Genomic DNA, 18,854 nt, shown 5'->3' with positions numbered 1-18,854 from the left:
GCCGCGAGAGCGCGCGCGTGTCGTCTCGGTCGCGCTGCGCGCTCCTCGCTCAACGACCCGAGGTGACGACGGCTCGGGCGCCCGCTGCGCTCGCTCGATGCGGGCTGGGGAGAGGAGGCGTGTGCCCGGAGGACCGCGTCTTCGCCGCAGGGTGAGGTCAGTGCGGGGAGTGCGCGCCCAGCCCAGCGATCAGCTCGGCCAGCTGGCGCGCGTAGCGGTCCGCGCCGTATTTCGAGCGTGCCCATTCGGTCAGCGCGGGATCCTGTGCTGACGAAGCTCCGAGCGTGGCGACCACTGCTGCGGCGAACTCGCGCGGATCGTCGGTCACCGGGAACGGGAACCGGCCGTCGTCGTTCGTGATCCCTTCCGCGCCGACCCTGGTGGTGACGACCGGGAGGCCGCGCAGCAGTGCGTCGATCGTCTTGAACTTCACGCCCGCTCCCGAATGCAGCGGGACGAGCGCAGCCGAGGCTGTGCGGTACACCTCGTCGAGGTCGTCCACATAGCCCGTGACGGTCACTCCCGAGGTCAGCGCGGCGCGGGCGTACAGCGACTCCGGGGGATGGACGCCGACGAGCGACAGCGCGGCCTCGGGCAGCACTGCGCGCACGGAGGGCCACACCTCGTCCAGCAGCCAGACGGCCGCCTCCACGTTCTCGCGCCGGTCGAACGCCGCGACGAACACCGCAGGTCCGCCACGCGGCACGGTCGCTCCGCCGCTCGGCGTGGACGATCCGCCAAGCAGCGGGGCCGAGTCGCTGCCCGGTGCGGCCGATCCGACAAGCGGCACGGCCGATCCACCAGGCGATGCGGCCTCTCCACCGGGCGATGCAGCCGATCCGCCGACGGAGGGGACCGGATGCTCGGCCGGATCCCACAGCGGCGGGTCGATCGCGACCACGCGGGGATGGCGGCCGGCCCCACGCACCTGGCGGGCGTCCTTGTCGCTCAGCACGATCACGACATCGGCACTGCGGAACGACGCCGGCTGCGTGACAGCGACCACGAGCGCACGCCACGACCGCCACACGACCTTCCTGGTGGCGCTCTGCGCACGGGCGGACCGCAGCCATCTCAGTTCGCGCTGCAGCGGCACATCGTGGGCGACCAGCGCGGTCGGTCGAGACCTTGCCGCACCGCGCAGCAGGAACGCCGTCTCCTCCCACTGCGCCTCCACGAACTCCGCCCGTCGCAGCGCCTCGCGCACGACGGGGCTGCGCCGCAGCGCCCTGCGGCGGCTGGGCGCGAGCCAGTGCGGCACCACGATCGCCGCGAGACGATCGAGGACCTTCATCCCGGGGGAGTCGTCACCCGCGACCAGGACGACGCGGCCGGGATCCTGGGTGCGCGCGAGGCCGATCCGATTGAGCTCGGTATCGGGGGCGACGACGGTGACTTCGTGGCCGAGAGCGCTCAGAGCGCCGAGATGGCGCCGGTAGTACTCGCCTCCCGCATGCGGAATGCCCGGATAGGGCACGACGAGGGAGAAGCTGACGATCCTCATGCCCGGAGGCCGGATCCGTCGCGAGACGACGGGGTCGGGTGAACCACGACCCAGGTATATCATCGCGCGGTCACAGGCAATAGCATCGCGGCGGAGGACCCATGCCGATCACGGAGGCTGGCGAGCCGGTGCCCACCGACGCCCGCGTGACATCGCCCACCGCCGCGGGCGTGACGCGCGGAACGCGGCTCCGGCGCGGGCTGTATGCGCGCGCCCGGCGGGCGCTTCTCTCCGACACCGGACTGCGCTTGGCCCATGCGGTGGAGCGGACGCGCGTCCTGGTGCACCTTCGGCGCAGCGCCTCCCGGCCCGGTCCGAGTCCCGCTCCGCGCGAGCTGGCCGCCGTCATGCTCCCGGCGGGCGGCGGCAACATCGGGGATCAGGCGATGTTCGAGGCGTATCTCGTGAACACTCCGGGCGAGGTCCTGGCTGTGATGCGCGACGCCGGCGCCTACATCGTCCCCGATGAGGACCAAGCCCGGGTACGGGTGCTGAGCGCGCCGCTGCTCAGCGGCGGCACCCTGCGCGGACGCTGGGGCGAGGTCCGTGCGCTCGCCGACGAGCTTCGGGCCGCACGGTCGTTCGCCGTGATCGGGGCCGACATCATGGACGGCGGATACAACCGCGCGGAGGCGGTGACCCGCGCCGAGATGCTCCGGCTGGCGCACCTGCTCGGCGCCGGCGCTCGCGTGCTGGGCTTCAGCTGGGGCGAGCACGTCGACGCCGCCGCATCCCGAGCGCTGGCACGAGCAGCGTGCAAGGCGCAGCTGTTCGTGCGCGACCCGATCTCGGCCGAGCGTCTGGGCCGCGCGGGGATCCCGGCAATCGAGTCCGCCGACCTCGTGTTCACGGCCGACGGCGAGCGGGAGCCGGCGGACATCTCGGCCTGGGTGACGCGGCTTCCGGATCCGGTCGTCATCGTCAATCTCAGCGGCCTCATCGAACGCAGGACGGACCTCGTGCCCGAGTTCGTCGCGCTCATCGATCGGCTGACGGCGGATGGCATGCGCGTGGTGCTGCTCCCGCACTGCCTGCGCGACGGCGACGACGACCTGGCGGTGTGCCGGCGCGCGGGGGAGGCGGCCGCTCGGCCAGACAGAGTGCTGCTGGTGGAGAGGGCGCTGCGCCCCGCCGAGGTGCGCTGGCTCACGGCGCGCGCGTCGGCGGTCGTCACCGGCCGCATGCACCTGTCGATCCTCGCTCTGACGGAGGGTACCCCGGTCGTCGTGCTGCGCACGCGCGGCAAGGTCGAGGGCCTGGCGCGGATGTTCGATCTGGAGCGCTACGCCCTCGACCCAGTGCCGGGCATCGGCGGCGAGGCCGGAAGCGCGCTCGCCGACCTGTTCGCCGACACGACGCTGCGCGAGCGGATCGAGGCGCGGCTGCCGCACGTACGCGCGCTCGCGCAGCGGCAATTCGTGCCGGAAGCTCCGGCGCACGCCGTCACCTCGCGCTGAGCGGAGGCGCTCAGGGTCGGGGCCGTGTCACTCCAACCGGCCGAGCTGGACGAGGCGTGCGAACTCGGGATCCTGCTCCCGCACCTCGTCGAACGTGCCCTGTGCGGCGATGCCGCCGTCGCGCAGGTGCACCAGGTGATCAACGCTCCGGACCGTCGAGAGCCGGTGCGCGACGATGATGATGGTCATGGTGCCCTGCAAGGACTGCAGCGTCTGCGCGATCTCGTGCTCGGTGGCGTTGTCGAGTGCGCTGGTCGCCTCGTCGAGCACGAGCACCCGCGGGCGCAGGTACAGGGCGCGCGCCAGGCCGACGCGCTGGCGCTGACCTCCGGAGAGGCGGGTGCCGCGCTCTCCGACGATGGTGTCGATGCCGTCCGGCAGATCCGTCACGAGGTCACTGAGCTGCGCCTGCGCGAGAGCGGTGAGCACGCGGTCCCGGTCGATGTCGGCGGGATCCACGCCGAAGGCGACGTTGCGCGCGATCGTCCCGCTGAGCAGGTACACGTCCTGAGGCACGACGCCGATCTCCGAGTACCACGTGGCCGGGTCGTCGGAGATGGAACGACCGCCGCAGCGCACGACGCCGGACGTGGGCGAGAACAGCCCGAGGATCAGGTCGACCACGGTGGTCTTGCCCGCGCCGCTGCCGCCGGTGAACGCGACCGTGCGGTTCTCCCCGATGGTGAGCGAGAGCCCGTTCAGCACCGTCGCATCCGAGTCCGGATACCGGAATGTGACGTCGTCGAGCACGATGTCGCCGCGATACGGCTCGTCGCTGCGCGGCTGCTCGTCGTACAGCTCGGTCGGATCCAGCTCGGCCAGCGCATCGACCATGATGTTCAGCCCCACACCGCCGACCCGGGTCGTCGCGAGGTTCGCCGAGACTCTGGTCAGTGTCGGCAGGGCGCGCAGCGCGGCCGTCGCGAACAGTCCCAGCACCGGGATCACCTGCGCCGCGGATCCGACCGCGAACATGAGGACCGAGATGCCCACGATCGCGATGATGAACGCGATCTCGAGGATGTGGCGCGGCACGTCGCTCATGAAGCTCAGCTCACGACCGGCGCGGGCGCTGCGCAGCCGGGACTCGCGGAAGTCTCGGACGAAGGCCGAGCCCCGCGAGCTCAGCCGGGTCTCGCGGAAGCCCTCGAGTCCGGGCATGAGCGCCTGCCAGGCCTCCAGGCCCGACTGCGCGATCGTCTCGCCGATGCGCAGTTGGCGCTGGCGCAGGGCGAACTGCACCCCGCCGACGATGCCGCCGAACAGCACGATGGTGAACAGCGTGGCACCGGGTGCGGCGAGGGCGAGCACGGCCATGATCGCGACCAGCACGAGCACATCCGAGCACATCGTGACCACGGCCATGAGCACGCTCGCCGCCTGATTGGTCGCGTCGTTGATGTTGCGATAGACGACGCTGAGCGTGCGTGCCCGATGCGCCGCATACGGCGCCTGCACGTAGCGCTTCATGAGCTCGGTCGCGGCGAGCGCGGTGATCCGCGTCGTGCGGCCCAGCAGCCACCATCGGAACAGCAGCGACCCCGCGGTCTTGATCAGGAACACGAGCGCGATGAAGCCGCCCAGGAGCGGGATCAGCACGGACAGCTCCGAGCTTCCCGCCGTCGCGGCGACCAACTCCAGGACGGAGCCCTGAGGCTTCCCGGTGGTGATCAGGCTCATGAGGGGCAGCATCGCGGCGACGCCCGCCATGTCGAGCAGTGCGAGCACGACCGAGGCGGCCACCGTGGTCAGGATCCACTGGCGCGGACGGGCGCCCGTGACGCGGAGCAGGGTGCCGAGTTGCGGCAGCAGCGCCCGCGGCGTCGTCGTGCGGGCTGCATCCCGTGCCATTGCGCGTGTCCTCCCGCGAAATCATCGCAAATCCCGTATCGGAATATTGGGTCATACGCTAACATCGGTCTTGTCCGCGTTATGCCGTCATCTGGGGTCGCATAACGTCTTGCATTCGACTGGGGAAACGCATATGTCTGAGAACGACGAGTCGGCCGGCATCAGCCGCCGCACTGTGACCAAAGCCATGGCCTGGGTCGTGCCCGCCGTGGCTGTCGCCGCGACCGTGCCGATCGTGGCCGCGAGCGCCTGTAACGACTTCAATCCGGAGAATCCGTGTCCGATCACGCTGTCGGGCACGGGCTGCAAGCTCCCGGGTAACTCCAATTCCATCTACAAGGGCTACGCGTTCCGGCTTGTGATCGCGAACCCGACCGGCGCGACGATCACCGTCAACGTGACCTCCGCGACGCTGGACGGCAACAGCTTGGGCGGCATCCGCGTGGTGAACCTCAACGACGGCTCGAGCCAGGGCAACCCGTTCACGGTGCCGCCGCACACGACGTACACCGCCGCCCTGCTGACGCAGAACGCGCCGAACAGCTCGAACGGCGCGCTGAGCATCACCTACACGGTCAACGGCGGCGCGCCCATGGTGGCGAACGCGACCATCCCGTCGGCTCCGCCGATCAACGGCAACTCGTGCTCGACCTTCAACTCCACCGAGAAGGGCTACATCGCGGCGCAGTGACGCCCGGTGGATCTCTGACGAAGGCCCTGCTCCGGCGGGGCCTTCCTCGTATCCCGGACTGGCCGCCCGCTGGATAGCATCGCACCATGCCCGTTCCCTTCGCCGTCACGCTGCCTCTGCTGCTCGCCGGGGTGCTCCTGGCCAGCGCCGTGGCGAAGCTGCGCACGCCCGGCGACTTGCGCGAATGGGAGGCACTCGGCGTGCCCCCGGCATTGCGGCGCACCGCGCTGTTGCGGCTGCACCCATGGGCGGAAGGTGCTCTCGGCATCGCCGTGGCCGCGCTCGGCGGATGGCTCGGCGTCGTCGTCGGCGTCGTCGCCGTGGTGCTGATGCTCGGCTACACCGCGCTGGTCGCGCGCGCGGCCTCTGGCGGGGGAGCATCCTGCACCTGCTTCGGGGCCCCCGCGCCGGTGACCGGCACGACCGTGGTGCGCAACGCCTGGCTGACGGTGCTCGCCGCCGGCGCCACGGTCGGCGCGGCGAGCACTCCGCTCCTGGGCGGCGCGCTGGCTGCGGGGATCGCACACCTGCCCTGGCTGCTCGCGGCGGCGATCGCCGTGGTCACGACCGCGCTCGTGCTGTGGCGGGCGCCCGAGCGCCGGGTGCCGGCGGCGGCGCCCGGCGTGCCGGTGGTGCGTGGTTCCGCGGCGGCTTCGCACGACGGCTCGCCGGACGCGCCGGGCGGATCCGCGAGCGGTGACGAGGTCGAGTACGTGCGGCGCCGCACGCCGGCGGTGCCCGTGACGTTCGCGGACGGCACCGAGGTGAATCTGCGTGCGCTCGCGACGAAGAAGCCGCTCCTGCTGCTCGCGCTGTCGTCGATGTGCGGACCGTGCGAGATGATCCGGGATCGGCGGGCGCACTACCGCGCTCTGCTGCCCGAGGTCGACGTGCGGTTGCTGCTGGTGGAACCGACATCGAGCCGCTGGGCCGAGCTCGAGGAGCCGCAGTCGCTGCACGACCTCGGCGACTACGTCGCGGGCTCGATCGAGGAATGGGCCACGCCGTCGGCCGTGCTGCTCGGCGCCGATGGCCTGCTCGCGGGAGGACCGGTCACCGGCGACCTCGCCGTCGAGGCCTTCGTCGGCGACGTGTACGAGGCCCTGCACGGGCAGCGCCCGCCGACGGACCCGTCCGCGGGTTCCGCGACAGCCGGGTGAGGGCGGTCGGCACCTGTCCTGACACCGCGCGGGTCAGAGCCGCAGCATCACACGGTCGCCGACGGCGGCGACTTGCACGCCCGTCCATGCGCACAGCACCAGCAGGGCCAGCACGAGCACCGCGCACAGGACCCATCCCGTGCGCCGCCCGCGGAACCACAGCGTCGCGGATCCGAACGCCAGCGCGGCCAGGGGCAGCACGCCGTACGCGGTGCGGAACGCGACGTGCCAGCCCAGCCCGACCTGCAGCAGCCAGGCGGCGACGCTCGCGACACCGGTGACCAGGAGCAGCGCGAGGGGCACCGGTCGCACGCGGTCGCGGGCGACGGTGAGCAGAGCGACCGCGCCGACCAGGAGCACCGCTCCCGCCAGTACGGCGAGCGCATCGACCCACCCGGGGGCCGTGAACACGTTGCGGAGGTACTCGTCCGGCAGGCTCAGGTAGGTGAGCACCTCGCGGGCGAGCGCGAACGGCGAGGTCGTGCCGGACTGGAAGTGGTAGCCGGCTGCGTCCACGCCGGCCTGACCGGTGAGATCGCCGTAGAGCGCGAGATTGCGCAGCACCCACCAGGCGCAGCCCGCCACGACGACGATCGACGCGACCAGGGCTTCGCGCCAGCGGCGGCGGACGAGCAGCACGAGGAGCAGTCCGATCACCAGCGGGGCGATGCTGATCTTCACCATGATCGCCACCGCGCAGAGCGCACCGATCATCAGCCCCCGCAGCCAGGGCCTCGCGCCGGGACCGCCGAGTGCGACGAGGACGGCCGCGAACCCGGCCACGAGCGACCAGGTGTCGTTCTGCACCGAGGCCGACATCACGATCAGCATCGGGTTCAGCGCCACGAACGCCGTACCGCTCACGACGGCCGCGGCCTGCCCGGGAATCGTACGGAGCAGGATCCGGGCGACCAGCCAGGCGAGCAGGACCGCGCCCAGCACGCCGAGCAGCCGCACGCCGAGGAAGCCGGTCTCGCCGGATCCGAGCAGGCGGATGATCCCGGCCGCGGCGAGATAGAAGAGCGGCGCCTGCTGCCCCTCGTAGGTCGCGCCCGGTTCGCCGAGCACGGGGAGGGTTCCGTGCTCCGCGACGGAGACGGCGTTCGCCCAGTGCGCGGGCTCGTCGTAGGGCAGGCCCGCGGGCACGGCGAACGCGGCGATCGTGCCGAGGGCCGCGGTCGCGACGCACAGGGCGGCGGTGAGGGCGACGGCTTGCGCGTCGGCGCTCCCCGCGAGCCTTTGCGGTGCGACCCACCGTTCGTCCCGAGCGGCGGGGACCCGGCGCGAGGCGCTCATGACCCGGAGGCCGCGGTCAGCACGGCCTGCATCTCGGCAACCCGCAGCGACCAGTCGGCGGAGAGGGCCGGATCCGGATCAGGCCGTGTCGCAGGCGATTCGTCGGCCGTCCGCGACGGGTCGTCGGCCTCGGCCAACGTCTGCCGCGCGGCCTCAGGGAAGTCCTCGGCGTCCGCGATCCGGATCAGCGGGTCGTCCGCATCGCGGAATCCCGCCACCGGCGTGGACACGACCGGACGCCCCACGGCCTGGTACTCGTAGAGCTTGAGCGGATCCAGGCTCTCGGTGAAGGCGGTCACGACGTGCGGGACCAGCAGCGCATCGGCGTTCTGCAGATAGCCGATCACCGCCTCGCGCGGGCGGGCGCCGAGCACCACCACGCCGGCGTCGCGGAGCCGGGCGGTGTCGGCCTCGTCGAGCGCATTCGGGCCCACGAGGACGACGGTGCCCGCGGAGACGGGTGCTGCCGCGCTCCGGCCTGCGGTGCTCGGGCCCGCGTTGCCCTGGTCGCCGGCACTCGCCGCACTGGTTCCTGCGGTGCTCGGGCCGGCGCTGCCCGGATCGTCGCCCTGGTCTCCGGCTCGGTCGCCGGCGCTCAGCGCGACCGCGGTCCGCACGCACAGCGCCACGTCGAGGCGGTCGCGGTGCAGGGTGCCGAGGTAGAGCGCGACGGGTCCGGACGGTAGGTCCGCCGGGCGCGGCTGCGGGGCACGGTAGGCGTCGACGTCGACCCCGTTGCGCACCAGGGAGATGTCGGGGCGCTGGGGGCTCTTGCGCCGCACCAGCTCAGGGGAGCAGGCCACCACAGCGGCGGCGTGGGCGAGCAGCCACGCCTCGCCCTCGCCGATACGGCGCATCTCGGCGGCGGGCCGGTCGGCGGCCATCCAGTCGTCGGTGAGGTCGTAGAGCGCCCGCCACCCGGTGCGCCGCGCGAGCCCGGCCAAGCGCGGGTCGTTGACCCACAACAGCGGATCCATCATCCCCAGCCGCGCAGCGGCGCCGACGATCGCGCGCTCGATCCGCGCGTCCGCGCCCGGGTCGATCCGGCGCGGCAGCCACTTCACCGGGCGGACCGCGTGCAGCCGCTCGGCGATCGGACGCACGCCCTGCCCGAACTGCGGTCGGGCGCCTCGCCGCAGGGCATGCAGCGGGTCGTCCGGGGGGTCGACGAAGAGCACGCGGAGGTCTGGATCCTGCTGCAGCAGGCCCGAGACCAGGTGCTGATTGCGTCGCCACACCTCGTCCCAGCGCTCCAGGGAGAGCACGACCAGATCGCTCATCGCCGGGCCTCGCCTTCGCGCGCCCCGCGCGGTCCGGCGTGCCGGGCGATCGCCTCGCGATACACGGCATCCGTTCCGGCGGCCTGCGCGTCCAGCGAGAACTCGGCGCGCTGGCGCTGCTGCGCGGCGGTCGCAAGCCGTTCCCGTGCCGCCGGATCCGTGGCGAGCGCACGCAGGCGCGCTCCGGCAGTCGCGGCGTCGCCGGGCGGGAAGAGTGCGTCGGGCTCCAGCCCGTCGAGCAGATCGAGGTGCCCGCCCGCCCCGGCGGCGACCACGGGGAGCCCCGTCTGCATCGCCTCCAGGACGGTCAGCCCGAGGCCCTCGCGCGGACAGGGCGCGAGCAAGAGCCCCGCCTGCGCCATCAGTGCGGCGACATCGGACCGGTATCCGAGGAAGCGCGTGCTGCCGGTGAGGCCGAGCCGGGCGACCTGGACTTCGAGGTCCTCGCGGCGGGCGCCCTCGCCGGCGATCCACAGCTGCCAACCCTCGGCGGCCAGGCCGGATGCCGCGAACGCATCGATCGCCACGTCGGTCGCCTTCTCCGCCTCGAGGCGCTGCGCGACGAGCACGACCCGCTCCCGCGACGGCGGCGATGCGTCGGGCTCCGACGGGGGCAGCCCAGAGTGCACGACCGTGGAGGCCACGCCGATCTCGGCCGCCACGGCCCGGCTGATCGCGATCTCCGCATCGACGACGCGTGCGGCGACCGTGTTCATGTGCACCGTGGCATGGCGCCGTCGCGGCTGTGCGAAGTGCCGGGTCGCCACGACCGCGGGCCGGCGGCGGCGCCCGAACGCGAGCGCGGCGGCGGCCTCGGCCGCGGTCATGTGCACGTTCACCACGTCGGCGTCGGCGCGCACAGCCCGCAGCGCGCGCCGCACGCCGAGATTGCCGCGTGCGGGAATGAACCCGACACCGGTGCCGGCGAGCGCGGCCGACATGCGTGCAGGGTCGCCGCCGATCACGCGCACCCGTGCGCCGGCGGCGCGCTGGGCACCGGCGAGCCGCACGATGAAGCGCTCCACGCCGGCGAACCCATCCGAGCTGACCGCGTGCACGATGTCGAGGGGCTCGAGGCGGGCGGTGCCGCCGTCGGCCGGATCCGGATCCGGATCCGTGACCTCCTGACCGCGAGACTCCATCTCCGCACCGAGACTGCGTGAATATTCTGCAGTCTCGGTGCGGAGATGGAGTCTCGCGGGTGCGGGTGCGGGTGCGGGTGTGGGTGTGGGTGTGGGTGTGGGGGGCGGGCCCACCGACGGCCCCGTCACGTCCGGGCGCACGGACGCCAGCAGCGCGAGGTAGCGGTCGGCGATCCGATCCCAGCCGAGGTGCGCCACGCTGCGTCGGCACGCGTCCCGCCAGGCGGCGACGTCGGTGGCCGCGACCTGCTCCAGCCGGGCGGCGATGTCTTTCGGATCCGGATCCACCAGGTAGCCGTTCACGCCGTCCTCGATGAGATCGACGGCGCACCCCTGTCGTGTCGCGATCACGGGCAGGCCTGACGCCAGGGCCTCGGAGATCACCATCCCGTAGGGCTCGTAGAGGGTGGGAAAGACGAACATGTCCGCCGCCGCGAACACCGCGGACAGGTCGGTCTTCACTCCGGCGAAGTGCACGCGGTCGACGACTCCCGCACGCTCCGCCCGGCGCAGCATCAGGGGGATCGTCTCGGAGTCCCCGCCGACCACCAGCAGCATCACGGTCGGCGCGTGCACGAGGGCGTCGATGGCGAGCGGCACGCCCTTCCAGCGCAGCTCGTGCCCGACGAACAGGGCGACCCGGTGCTCGTCGTCCAGACCGAGGGCGGCCCGCGCGGACTCCCTTTCGGCGGCCGTGGGAGGGCGGAACCGATCGAGGTCCACGCCGTTGGGGATCACCTGCACCGGAGTGGTCGCCACTCCGTAGCAACGTTCGAGCTCGGCGACCTCGGCCGAGGTAAGCGCGACGATCGCGCGATGCGTGCGACCGCGATAGCGGATCCGGTCCACGACATAGGCGAACGGGACCATCGGATTGCGCAGCACTCGCCACAGACCCCGCCCGCGGGCGCGCACCGCCGCGATCGTGATCACGTGATTCACGAACACGTCGCCGGCCAGCACCATGCCGTGGCACAGCGCGACCGCATCCGGCCGTTCGGCGAGATACCGCCGGGCGCGAGCGCTGCCGCGCACGACGAGGCGGAACTGGGTGCTGACCATCGACAGCCGGCGGCGCCAGGCGGCGCGCTGGGTGCGCGGCGGCACCCGCACCAGCTGCGGCGTGGTGAGGGATTCCACGGTGTGCCCGGCGGCGCGGAACGCGCGTTCGAGCTCCCACGCGACACCCGAGATGCCCGTGCCGGGTGCGACGCTCGTTGCGATCTGCACGATCCTCATCACGGTCTGATCCCCTACGCAGCCCATCGGCGCGTGGACCCGGCGCGCCGCTGACTCAGCGTAGCGCGCGGGTCATGCCGACAGGGGGCGAGGATCGGCTTCCGCCTCGGCGCGCACCGGCCCCCGGCGATACAGCGCGGCCCTTCGTGCGGCCGCTCGACCGCGTTCGCCCGGCAGTGCGATGCCGCGGGCGGTGGCCCCGAGCAGTTGCGCGGTGCGGGCGAGCGCCCAGCCCGCCGCGCCGAAGTGCTTGCGGTAGTACCGTTCCTGGCTGGCGTGGAAATGCCGTTCGCGGCGGCTCGGATCCGTGCTGGTCCCGGCGCCTGCGTGCGTCGCGACCGCCTCGGGCACCACGGCGTGCCGCCAGCCGAGCAGATGCGCGCGGTAGGCCCAATCGGTCTCCTCGGCATACAGGAAGAAGCGTTCATCGAAGCCGCCGACGTGGTCCAGCGCCTCCGCGCGCAGCAGCAGCACGGATCCGATCACGAAGTGCGGCCCGCGGATGAGGCGGCCGAGCCCCACTGCTTCCAGCCACGCGCGGCCGGGAGAGGGGAACACCCACTCGGCCTGAGCGGCGACGCCCTGTTCGTCGTGCTGGGCCGGCCCCACACTCGCGAGCGCCGGATCGGCGGTGAGGCCGCGCTGCAGCGCGCGGATGCCCTCCGGGGCGATCACCGCGTCGGGGTTCAGCAGCAGCACGTCGGCCTCTGGAAGCAAGCGGTCTTCGAGCGCGCGATTCACCCCGGCGCCGAAGCCGAGGTTGGCTCCCGGATCCAGGTATCGCACACCGAACTCGGTGCACAGCGCGGCGATCTCCGGCATGGAGGAGTTGTCGACCACGGTGACGACCAGATGCCGCACCGGCTCCAGCGCGCGCCGCAGCATGTCGGGTGCGCCGTACGCCACGACCACGATCTCGGGGTCGTCGAGCTCTCCCGGCTCCCCGGCCTCGGTGGCCCCGCGAGGCGTGCCGAACTCAGTCGATTCGCCCTGGTGCGCCGGGTTTGCGGGGGTTCGGTCTTCGGATCGACTGAGTCCGGAACGCCGGGGCGCGAGCACTGTGTCGTACATCCGCTGGTACTGCTCCGCGACCGCGGGCCAGGAGCACTCGGCGGCGCGCACCAGGCCCGCCGCGACGAGCTCGTCGCGGCGCCGGCCTGCCGCCTCCCGCACCGCGGCGGCGAGGGCGCGCGCATCGCCGCGGGGAACGACGATGCCGGCGCCGCCGACGACGTCGGGAAGCGCGCCCGCATCGCTCGACACCACCGGCACGCCGGCGGCCATCGCCTCCACCGCGACGCGGCCGAACTGCTCGGTCCAGCGGGGCGTGGGCAGCGAGGGCACGGCGAGCACGTCAATCGACGCGTAGAACCCGGCGACCGCATCGGGATCCACTCCGCCGAGGAAGGCGACCCGGTCCGCGACTCCGCGTCGCGCCGCCTCTTCGTGGATCGTGGCGGCCAGAGGCCCGGTGCCCGCGATCCGGGCGTGCAACGAGGGGGCTTCGACGAGGGCGTCGAGCAGCAGCAGCACGCCCTTCTCCGGCACGAGCCGGCCGAGCAGCCCGACGACGACGTGATCGCCGGATCCGTCGGCCGGATCCATCCCGACGGGGGTCACCGGATCCACCCCGAGGGGGATCACCCGCGCGCGCCCCGGGAAGCCCTTGAGCTCGGCGATCGCGGCGGCCTCGGCGTTGCAGGCGGAGATCCCTCCGGCGTGGCGCAGGGACAGGCGCTCGAACCATCCGAACGGGAAGGGGTACCGCTTGTGCAGGTTCTGCGCGGTGTACAGCGTGTAGGGGGCGCGCTGACGGCGCAGCGCCCGCAGCAGGAGCGTCTCCGCGGTGCTGAGCGCGAACGGCTCCTCATGGATGTCGACAAGATCCCAGCGCTCGCCCAGAGCACGCCAGAGCGGTCGCGGGTCGTAGACGAAGAGGGCCGGATGCGTGCCCCACGTGCCGACGCCCACGACATCCTCGTCCGGGGCGGCGTCGAGTGCGACGGGCACGCCGCCGGCGTCGCTGCGGTTCGCGGTCAGCAGGCGCACGTCGATTCCGCGCTCGCGCAGTGCCCTTTCGCGTCCCCGCCACGCGCGCACGGTCGCGCTGTGCGAGATCCGCAGCACCCGCATGGCACCCCCTGTATCGTGGTCAGCTAACGATAGCCCGCGAGCGTCGCCGCCAGCGGGGTCGCCCTGGCTGCGTCGCTGCGCACGGGATCCGCCTTCAGGAGGGGAGTGATCCGCTGTCCGTTCCCGAGGGTCCGATCACATCCGCACCGCGGGTCGCCCACCTGGCGCACACGACGGTGGCGGGGGGCGCCGAGCTGGGGCTCGCGCGCATGCTGCGTGCGGATCCGCCCTGGTCGGCAAGCGTGCTGCTCCCGCCGGATCCGGCAGAGGACGGAGCCTTCGCTGGCCTCCCGGTATCCATCCCGATCCATCGGATCGGCGTCGCGCAGCCGTACGGCGCCAGCGGTGCGTCCCCGACCAGCGCGTTCGCGGTGGGGGCGCGGCTCCTGGCGCAGGCGGTGGCGACGCGGAGGCATCGGTCCTTCCGTGACGCGGATCTCGTGGTCGCGAACAGTACCCGTGCCGCCGCATACGGAGCGCTCGCCGTGACCGGTTCGCGCAAGCCGTTCCTCGTCTACCTGCACGACATCATGGACCGGGAGACCCTCGGCGGCTTCGGGCTGCGGATGATGACTACGGTGGTGCTCCCGCGGGCGGATGGCGTCATCGCGAACTCCCAGGCCACGCTGGCCAGCGCCGAACCTCATCTTCGTCGGGGCGCAGTCCGCGAGGTGATGGCGGGAGCATCCGGCCTGACCGGACGCCCCCGTGGCGTGCGGGATCCGGGACCGCTGCGCGTGGGCATGCTTGCGCGCATCGACCCGTGGAAGGGGCAGCTGCTGCTGCTGGACGCGTTCGCGCGCGCGTTCCGTGACGGCGACGAGATCCTCGAGTTCGCCGGGGGCGCGCCGTTCGGGCATGCGGACTACGCCGAGGCGCTGCGCGATCGCGCCGAGGCGCTGGGACTCTCCGACCGGGTGCGCCTGCTCGGTCACGTCGACGACGTCGAGTCTCTGCTGCGACGGTGGGACGTGGGCGTGCAGGCGTCGATGCGCGCAGAGCCGCTCGGGTTCAACGTGCTCGAATATCTCGATGCGGGCCTGGCCACGGTGGTCGCGGCGGAGGGCGGACCCGTCGAGTGGGTGCGCGACGGCGTCAACGGATTCACGTTCACCCCGCGCGACCCCGAGGCGCTCGCCGCGGTGCTGCTCCGGCTCGGCGCCGATGATGCGCTGCGTGCGCGCCTGAGCGAGACCGCTCCGAAGACGCCCGGGCTCGCCACCGACCATGCGGTCGCCGAGTCGCATGCGGAGGCGTACCGTCGCGTGCTCACCGCGCACCGCCACTGAGACCCGCACGCCAGGGGGCTTCGCGACCGCCGGATCCGCCACGGGACCTCGCACCCGAGCCGCGGCCGGCGACGAAGGCCGACGACGCGGCGGCGATGCGCCTCGGGCGCGCACGTGCGGAGAGCGGTGCGGTCCGACCTCGGGCCCAACGAGCGCCGCAGGTCCCCAGTCCTGACGCTCCTCCTCAGCCGGACCGCACCGGGTAGGAATGCTGAAGACGGGGAGGTTCTCAGCATTCTCACTAAGAAGGAGCCAACGCCGGCGAGGAAGTGACGCCGGTGTCGGATCCGCATCGTCCTCATCACCAATCGACCTCTCGGAACTCCTTGAACTCAGAGGCGCACCTTCCGTGCGTCCGGCAACTGGGGAGGAGCTCCGCATGGCCGAGGTGCAGAACACGACGGTGAAGATGGCGCTGGACCGGCTGGCCGCGCTCGACGAGGTCGGATTCCTCGATGCGTTCGCGGGGAGCGGCTTCGTGGATGACTGGGGGACGATCTACCGGGGGCGGCAGGAGATCGACACCTGGAGCAGCAGAGAGCTGATCGGCGCCCAGGGCGTGCTCACGGTCACGCACGTGGAAGAGGGGACGCCTGCGCAGGATCCTGGATCCGGTCAGGCTCTGGTGGTCGTCACGGGCGACTGGCGGTCCTCGTTCGCGAACGGCCCGAGCCGATTCGAGTTCCTGGTGGTGGACGGGCTGATCTCGTCGATGACGATCCGGGCCGCATGAGCGCACAGGCTTCGGGCCGCGGAGACCGGCGGGGGGCCCTGCCACGATTCGGGCTGGTGCGCATGCGTCCGCGCGCCGTGGGCGAGGCGGACCGGGGCGTCAGCAACCTCGAGCTGCTGTTCGACCTCGTTTTCGCCGCCGCGGTCGGGATCTCGTCCGGCGCGATGCATCAGCTCGCGGCCGAGGGCGACCTCGTCGGCGGCGTGGGCGCGTACCTCATGGTGTTCTTCGCCATCTGGTGGGCGTGGATGAACGTGACCTGGTTCGGCACCAGCTTCGACACCGACGACTGGCTCTACCGCGTCCTGGTGATCGTGCAGATGGGCGGCGCCATCACGATCGCCGCGGGCTCGCGGACCGGCATCCTGGAGGGCGACTTCACGTGGGTCGTCATCGGCTACGTCGTGCTGCGACTCTGCTCCGTCGCGCAGTGGATCCGGGTCGCGTACGCCAGCCCCGCATACCGGGTGACCGCGCTCCGCTATGCGGTCGCGATCACTGTGGTGCAGGTGCTCTGGGTTCTGCGTCAGCCGCTGCTGCCGGCGTCACTGCAGCTGCCGAGCTTCCTCGTCATGGTGGCGCTGGAACTGCTCGTGCCGGTGTTCGCCGAACGCGCCCGTTCGACGCCGTGGCACCCGCATCACATCTCCGAACGGTTCGGGGCGTTCACCCTGATCCTGCTCGGGGAGTCCGTCGTCGGCTCCACCGCCGCCATGCTCGTCGCGATCGAGCACCACGGTGGGCTCACCTACATCGGCGTCGCAGCGACCGCCCTTGTTGTGCTCGCCGGCATGTGGTGGTGCTACTTCGCGCTGCCTCGCGATGAACTGGTCGGCGGCCTGCGGGCCACCATGGGGTTCGGCTACGGCCACTTCGTCGTCTTCGCCGCCGCGGGGGCGTTCTCCGTCGGCATCGAGAACGTGCTCGCCGTTCTCGATGAGGGGCACGGGGCGCCGAGCACGGCGCTCGCGGCGACCCTCACCGTGCCGGTGGCGGCGTACTTCGCCGCGACGTGGGTGCTGATCCTGCGTCGCATCCTGCCGGCGCGGGCGTCGGCGCTCGTGCTCGTGCTCATCGGACTGATGCTGGCGAGCACGTTCACACCATGGTTCTGGCTGATCACCGCCGCACTCGTCATCGGCATCACCGCGGCCGTCGAGGTGGTGCGAGTGCGACGACGGGAGGATCCGCCGGGCGCGTGATCAGGGAACGACGAACTGGAAGGTCATGTCCTCCTGCGCGGGACCCATCGGGTCGTACACGGCGGTCGGGTCGTAGACGTCCAGGTTATGCTCCCACGCCGGGCCCCAGTATCCATCGGCGTCGATGGAGCGCATGGTGAACCAGTACCAGCCGTACGAGTTCACGAGCAGGCGCCGCTTCGCGTATCCGTCGGCGTCGAGCGCGACGAATCCGGTCTTGCCCTCCATGGTGCTGACATAGATGGTGCCGTTGGCGGGACCCCGGAACTCCACGACCAGTCCCGTCGTCCTGGCCTCATCGGCGGTCATGTCCTCGAACCCGGTGACGTCCTCGAATCCGAGCACCTGGAGGGGAAGCACGGTGAACGTGCCCTGAGTGGCGGGCGATGACGTCGCGCCCGTGTAGGCCCAGGTCTGGTACGTGTAGTCGCCCGCGGTCAGCTCCAGCCCCCGGGTGTCGAACGTCCACGACCCGTCCGCCGCGACGGTGGGCGTGAACCGCCGGGTGTCGAGCTGAACGGCCACATTGGCACCCGGCGCCGTCTTGCCGGCGATGATCGGGGAGATGTAGCCGGAGGTGCTGGACGGAGTGGTGACGCCGGGGGACGGCGCGGGGGTGCCGGTCGTCGGCGTGGGTGTTGCGGTCGGTGTCGGCGTCGGGCCGGGTGTCGCGGTCGGGTCTGTGGGTGTGCCCGGCTCGGAGGCGGGCGCAGGGTCGGGGACGTTGCTCGCAGGAGAGGGCCGCGGCTGATACTCCAGGGTGTACCTGTCGGAGATGCCCTGATCCGCCGGATCGACCTGGCCCGGCGCTGCGACCGGCGTGGACGGTCCGGGCGGCTGCGACGAGTCGCCGACGGCGGGAATGAGGGGCGGCGGGACGCTCGGCGACGCCTGCACCACCACCTGCGTCGGCGCCGGCTCCGGCATGGCTGCGGCGGGGCCCACCGCGAAGAGGGAGGTGATGACGAGGCTGCCGGCCGTGACAGCGGCGACCCCTCCGCCGATGAGCCACGTGGCGACTCCCGCTCCCGCGCCCACGGCGACCGCGATCGCGGTGGCGGTCGTGGCCGACGAGAGCGTCGCCGTGGCGGTGCCGATGCCGGCGGTGCCCAGCAGTACGGCCAGCGTGCTGCCGCCCATCCGAGCCGCAGCCCCGCGCGTCTCGTGCAACAGCGTCCGGCAGGGCGTGCAGTCGGCGATGTGCAGATTCACCTCGGTCGAGACCGCGACGTTGGCGGGCTCGATCAGATACTGCGGGAAGAGGCGCGCGGCGTGGGCCTGATCGTCACGGAGGGCGGGCGGCACCTGCAGGGTGAGCCATTGGTACTTCAGCCCGGTCCGTGCCCGGCGCTGCAGAGCCGACACCGCGTTGGGCTTGATCTTCAGCTCACGCGCGATCTCAGGGCGCCCTGCCTCGGCCACCTCGGCGAGCCATAGCACGCGCTGCCAGCGTTCCGGCAAGGCCTGCAGAGCCGCGAGGACGTCGCCGGCGTCGCTGTCGGTCTCGGCGATGCTGAGCGCATCGCGCTCGTCGACGGCGTCGAGCTCGTCGGTGAGGATGAGCTGATCCGCGTCCTTGGACCAGCGGATCGCCGTGTTGCGCATCACGGTCTTCAGGTAGGACCGGAAGGCGAACTGCGGCCCCGCGTCGGTCGTGGTCACCTGCTGGTAGATCGCGAGGAACGACTCCGAGACCAGATCGTCCGCGCGCGCGGACGTGAGCCGCTGCGCATAGCGCTGCGCGGCAGGGGAGTGGCGCTCCCAGAGCGCCGCATAGGCGCGCTTGTCTCCGTCACGGAGCGCGCGCAGGAGCTCTGCATCGGTGCGTACGTCCACCACGAACCCTCCCCAGGAACGAGGCTCATCCGATACGGCAT

General features: G+C 72.1%; 13 protein-coding genes. 6 read left to right on the top strand and 7 right to left on the bottom strand.

The window, feature by feature from the left end; all coding sequences use genetic code 11:
* Positions 1-157: 157 nt before the first annotated feature.
* Positions 158-1,504, bottom strand: a complete 1,347-nt coding sequence (locus ACTJI8_RS13670) for a glycosyltransferase (protein ID WP_440733980.1) — start codon at positions 1,502-1,504, stop codon at positions 158-160.
* A gap of 101 nt (positions 1,505-1,605) precedes the next feature.
* Between ACTJI8_RS13670 and ACTJI8_RS13665 the strand changes: the two genes are divergently transcribed.
* Entirely contained in the window at positions 1,606-2,961 is a 1,356-nt protein-coding gene (locus tag ACTJI8_RS13665; RefSeq protein WP_440733979.1) for a polysaccharide pyruvyl transferase family protein, read from the top strand.
* A 27-nt stretch (positions 2,962-2,988) separates the two neighbouring features.
* Here the strand turns inward: ACTJI8_RS13665 and ACTJI8_RS13660 are convergent, their stop codons facing one another.
* A complete protein-coding gene (locus ACTJI8_RS13660) occupies positions 2,989-4,812 on the bottom strand; it encodes an ABC transporter ATP-binding protein (protein WP_440733978.1) in 1,824 nt (607 codons plus the stop codon).
* A 133-nt stretch (positions 4,813-4,945) separates the two neighbouring features.
* Here ACTJI8_RS13660 and ACTJI8_RS13655 point away from each other — a divergent pair, with 133 nt between their 5' ends.
* Positions 4,946-5,503 (top strand): hypothetical protein, encoded by a 558-nt coding sequence (locus ACTJI8_RS13655; protein WP_440733977.1) that lies wholly within the window; start codon positions 4,946-4,948, stop codon positions 5,501-5,503.
* Between the two features lie 86 nt (positions 5,504-5,589).
* Entirely contained in the window at positions 5,590-6,663 is a 1,074-nt protein-coding gene (locus tag ACTJI8_RS13650) for a MauE/DoxX family redox-associated membrane protein (protein WP_440733976.1), read from the top strand.
* Between the two features lie 33 nt (positions 6,664-6,696).
* Here the strand turns inward: ACTJI8_RS13650 and ACTJI8_RS13645 are convergent, their stop codons facing one another.
* The 4 genes from ACTJI8_RS13645 to ACTJI8_RS13630 form a co-directional block, all read right to left on the bottom strand.
* Positions 6,697-7,959: a glycosyltransferase family 39 protein gene (locus ACTJI8_RS13645; RefSeq protein ID WP_440733975.1), complete on the bottom strand. Its 1,263-nt coding sequence runs from the start codon at positions 7,957-7,959 to the stop codon at positions 6,697-6,699.
* A complete protein-coding gene (locus ACTJI8_RS13640) occupies positions 7,956-9,239 on the bottom strand; it encodes a glycosyltransferase (RefSeq protein ID WP_440733974.1) in 1,284 nt (427 codons plus the stop codon). Before ACTJI8_RS13640 ends, ACTJI8_RS13645 begins: the two co-directional genes overlap by 4 nt.
* Positions 9,236-11,611: a glycosyltransferase family 4 protein gene (locus ACTJI8_RS13635; RefSeq protein ID WP_440733973.1), complete on the bottom strand. Its 2,376-nt coding sequence runs from the start codon at positions 11,609-11,611 to the stop codon at positions 9,236-9,238. Before ACTJI8_RS13635 ends, ACTJI8_RS13640 begins: the two co-directional genes overlap by 4 nt.
* A gap of 81 nt (positions 11,612-11,692) precedes the next feature.
* Entirely contained in the window at positions 11,693-13,753 is a 2,061-nt protein-coding gene (locus ACTJI8_RS13630) for a glycosyltransferase (RefSeq protein ID WP_440733972.1), read from the bottom strand.
* Between the two features lie 176 nt (positions 13,754-13,929).
* Here ACTJI8_RS13630 and ACTJI8_RS13625 point away from each other — a divergent pair, with 176 nt between their 5' ends.
* The 3 genes from ACTJI8_RS13625 (at position 13,930) to ACTJI8_RS13615 (ending at position 16,977) form a co-directional block, all read left to right on the top strand.
* The gene (locus ACTJI8_RS13625; RefSeq protein ID WP_440733971.1) at positions 13,930-15,042 is read left to right on the top strand and encodes a glycosyltransferase family 4 protein; all 1,113 of its coding nucleotides are present in this window, start codon (positions 13,930-13,932) and stop codon (positions 15,040-15,042) included.
* Between the two features lie 379 nt (positions 15,043-15,421).
* Positions 15,422-15,775 carry a nuclear transport factor 2 family protein gene (locus tag ACTJI8_RS13620; RefSeq protein WP_440733970.1) on the top strand — a complete coding sequence of 118 codons (354 nt, stop codon included), beginning with the start codon at positions 15,422-15,424 and terminating at the stop codon, positions 15,773-15,775.
* A complete protein-coding gene (locus tag ACTJI8_RS13615; protein ID WP_440733969.1) occupies positions 15,772-16,977 on the top strand; it encodes a low temperature requirement protein A in 1,206 nt (401 codons plus the stop codon). Before ACTJI8_RS13620 ends, ACTJI8_RS13615 begins: the two co-directional genes overlap by 4 nt.
* Here ACTJI8_RS13615 and ACTJI8_RS13610 read toward each other — a convergent pair whose 3' ends face one another.
* A complete protein-coding gene (locus tag ACTJI8_RS13610; RefSeq protein WP_440733968.1) occupies positions 16,978-18,816 on the bottom strand; it encodes an RNA polymerase sigma factor in 1,839 nt (612 codons plus the stop codon).
* Between the last annotated feature and the right edge of the window lie 38 nt (positions 18,817-18,854).

Source organism: Microbacterium sp. 22303 (assembly GCF_052045265.1).
Lineage (GTDB): Bacteria > Actinomycetota > Actinomycetes > Actinomycetales > Microbacteriaceae > Microbacterium.
This window is presented reverse-complemented; position numbering and strand designations above follow the sequence as displayed.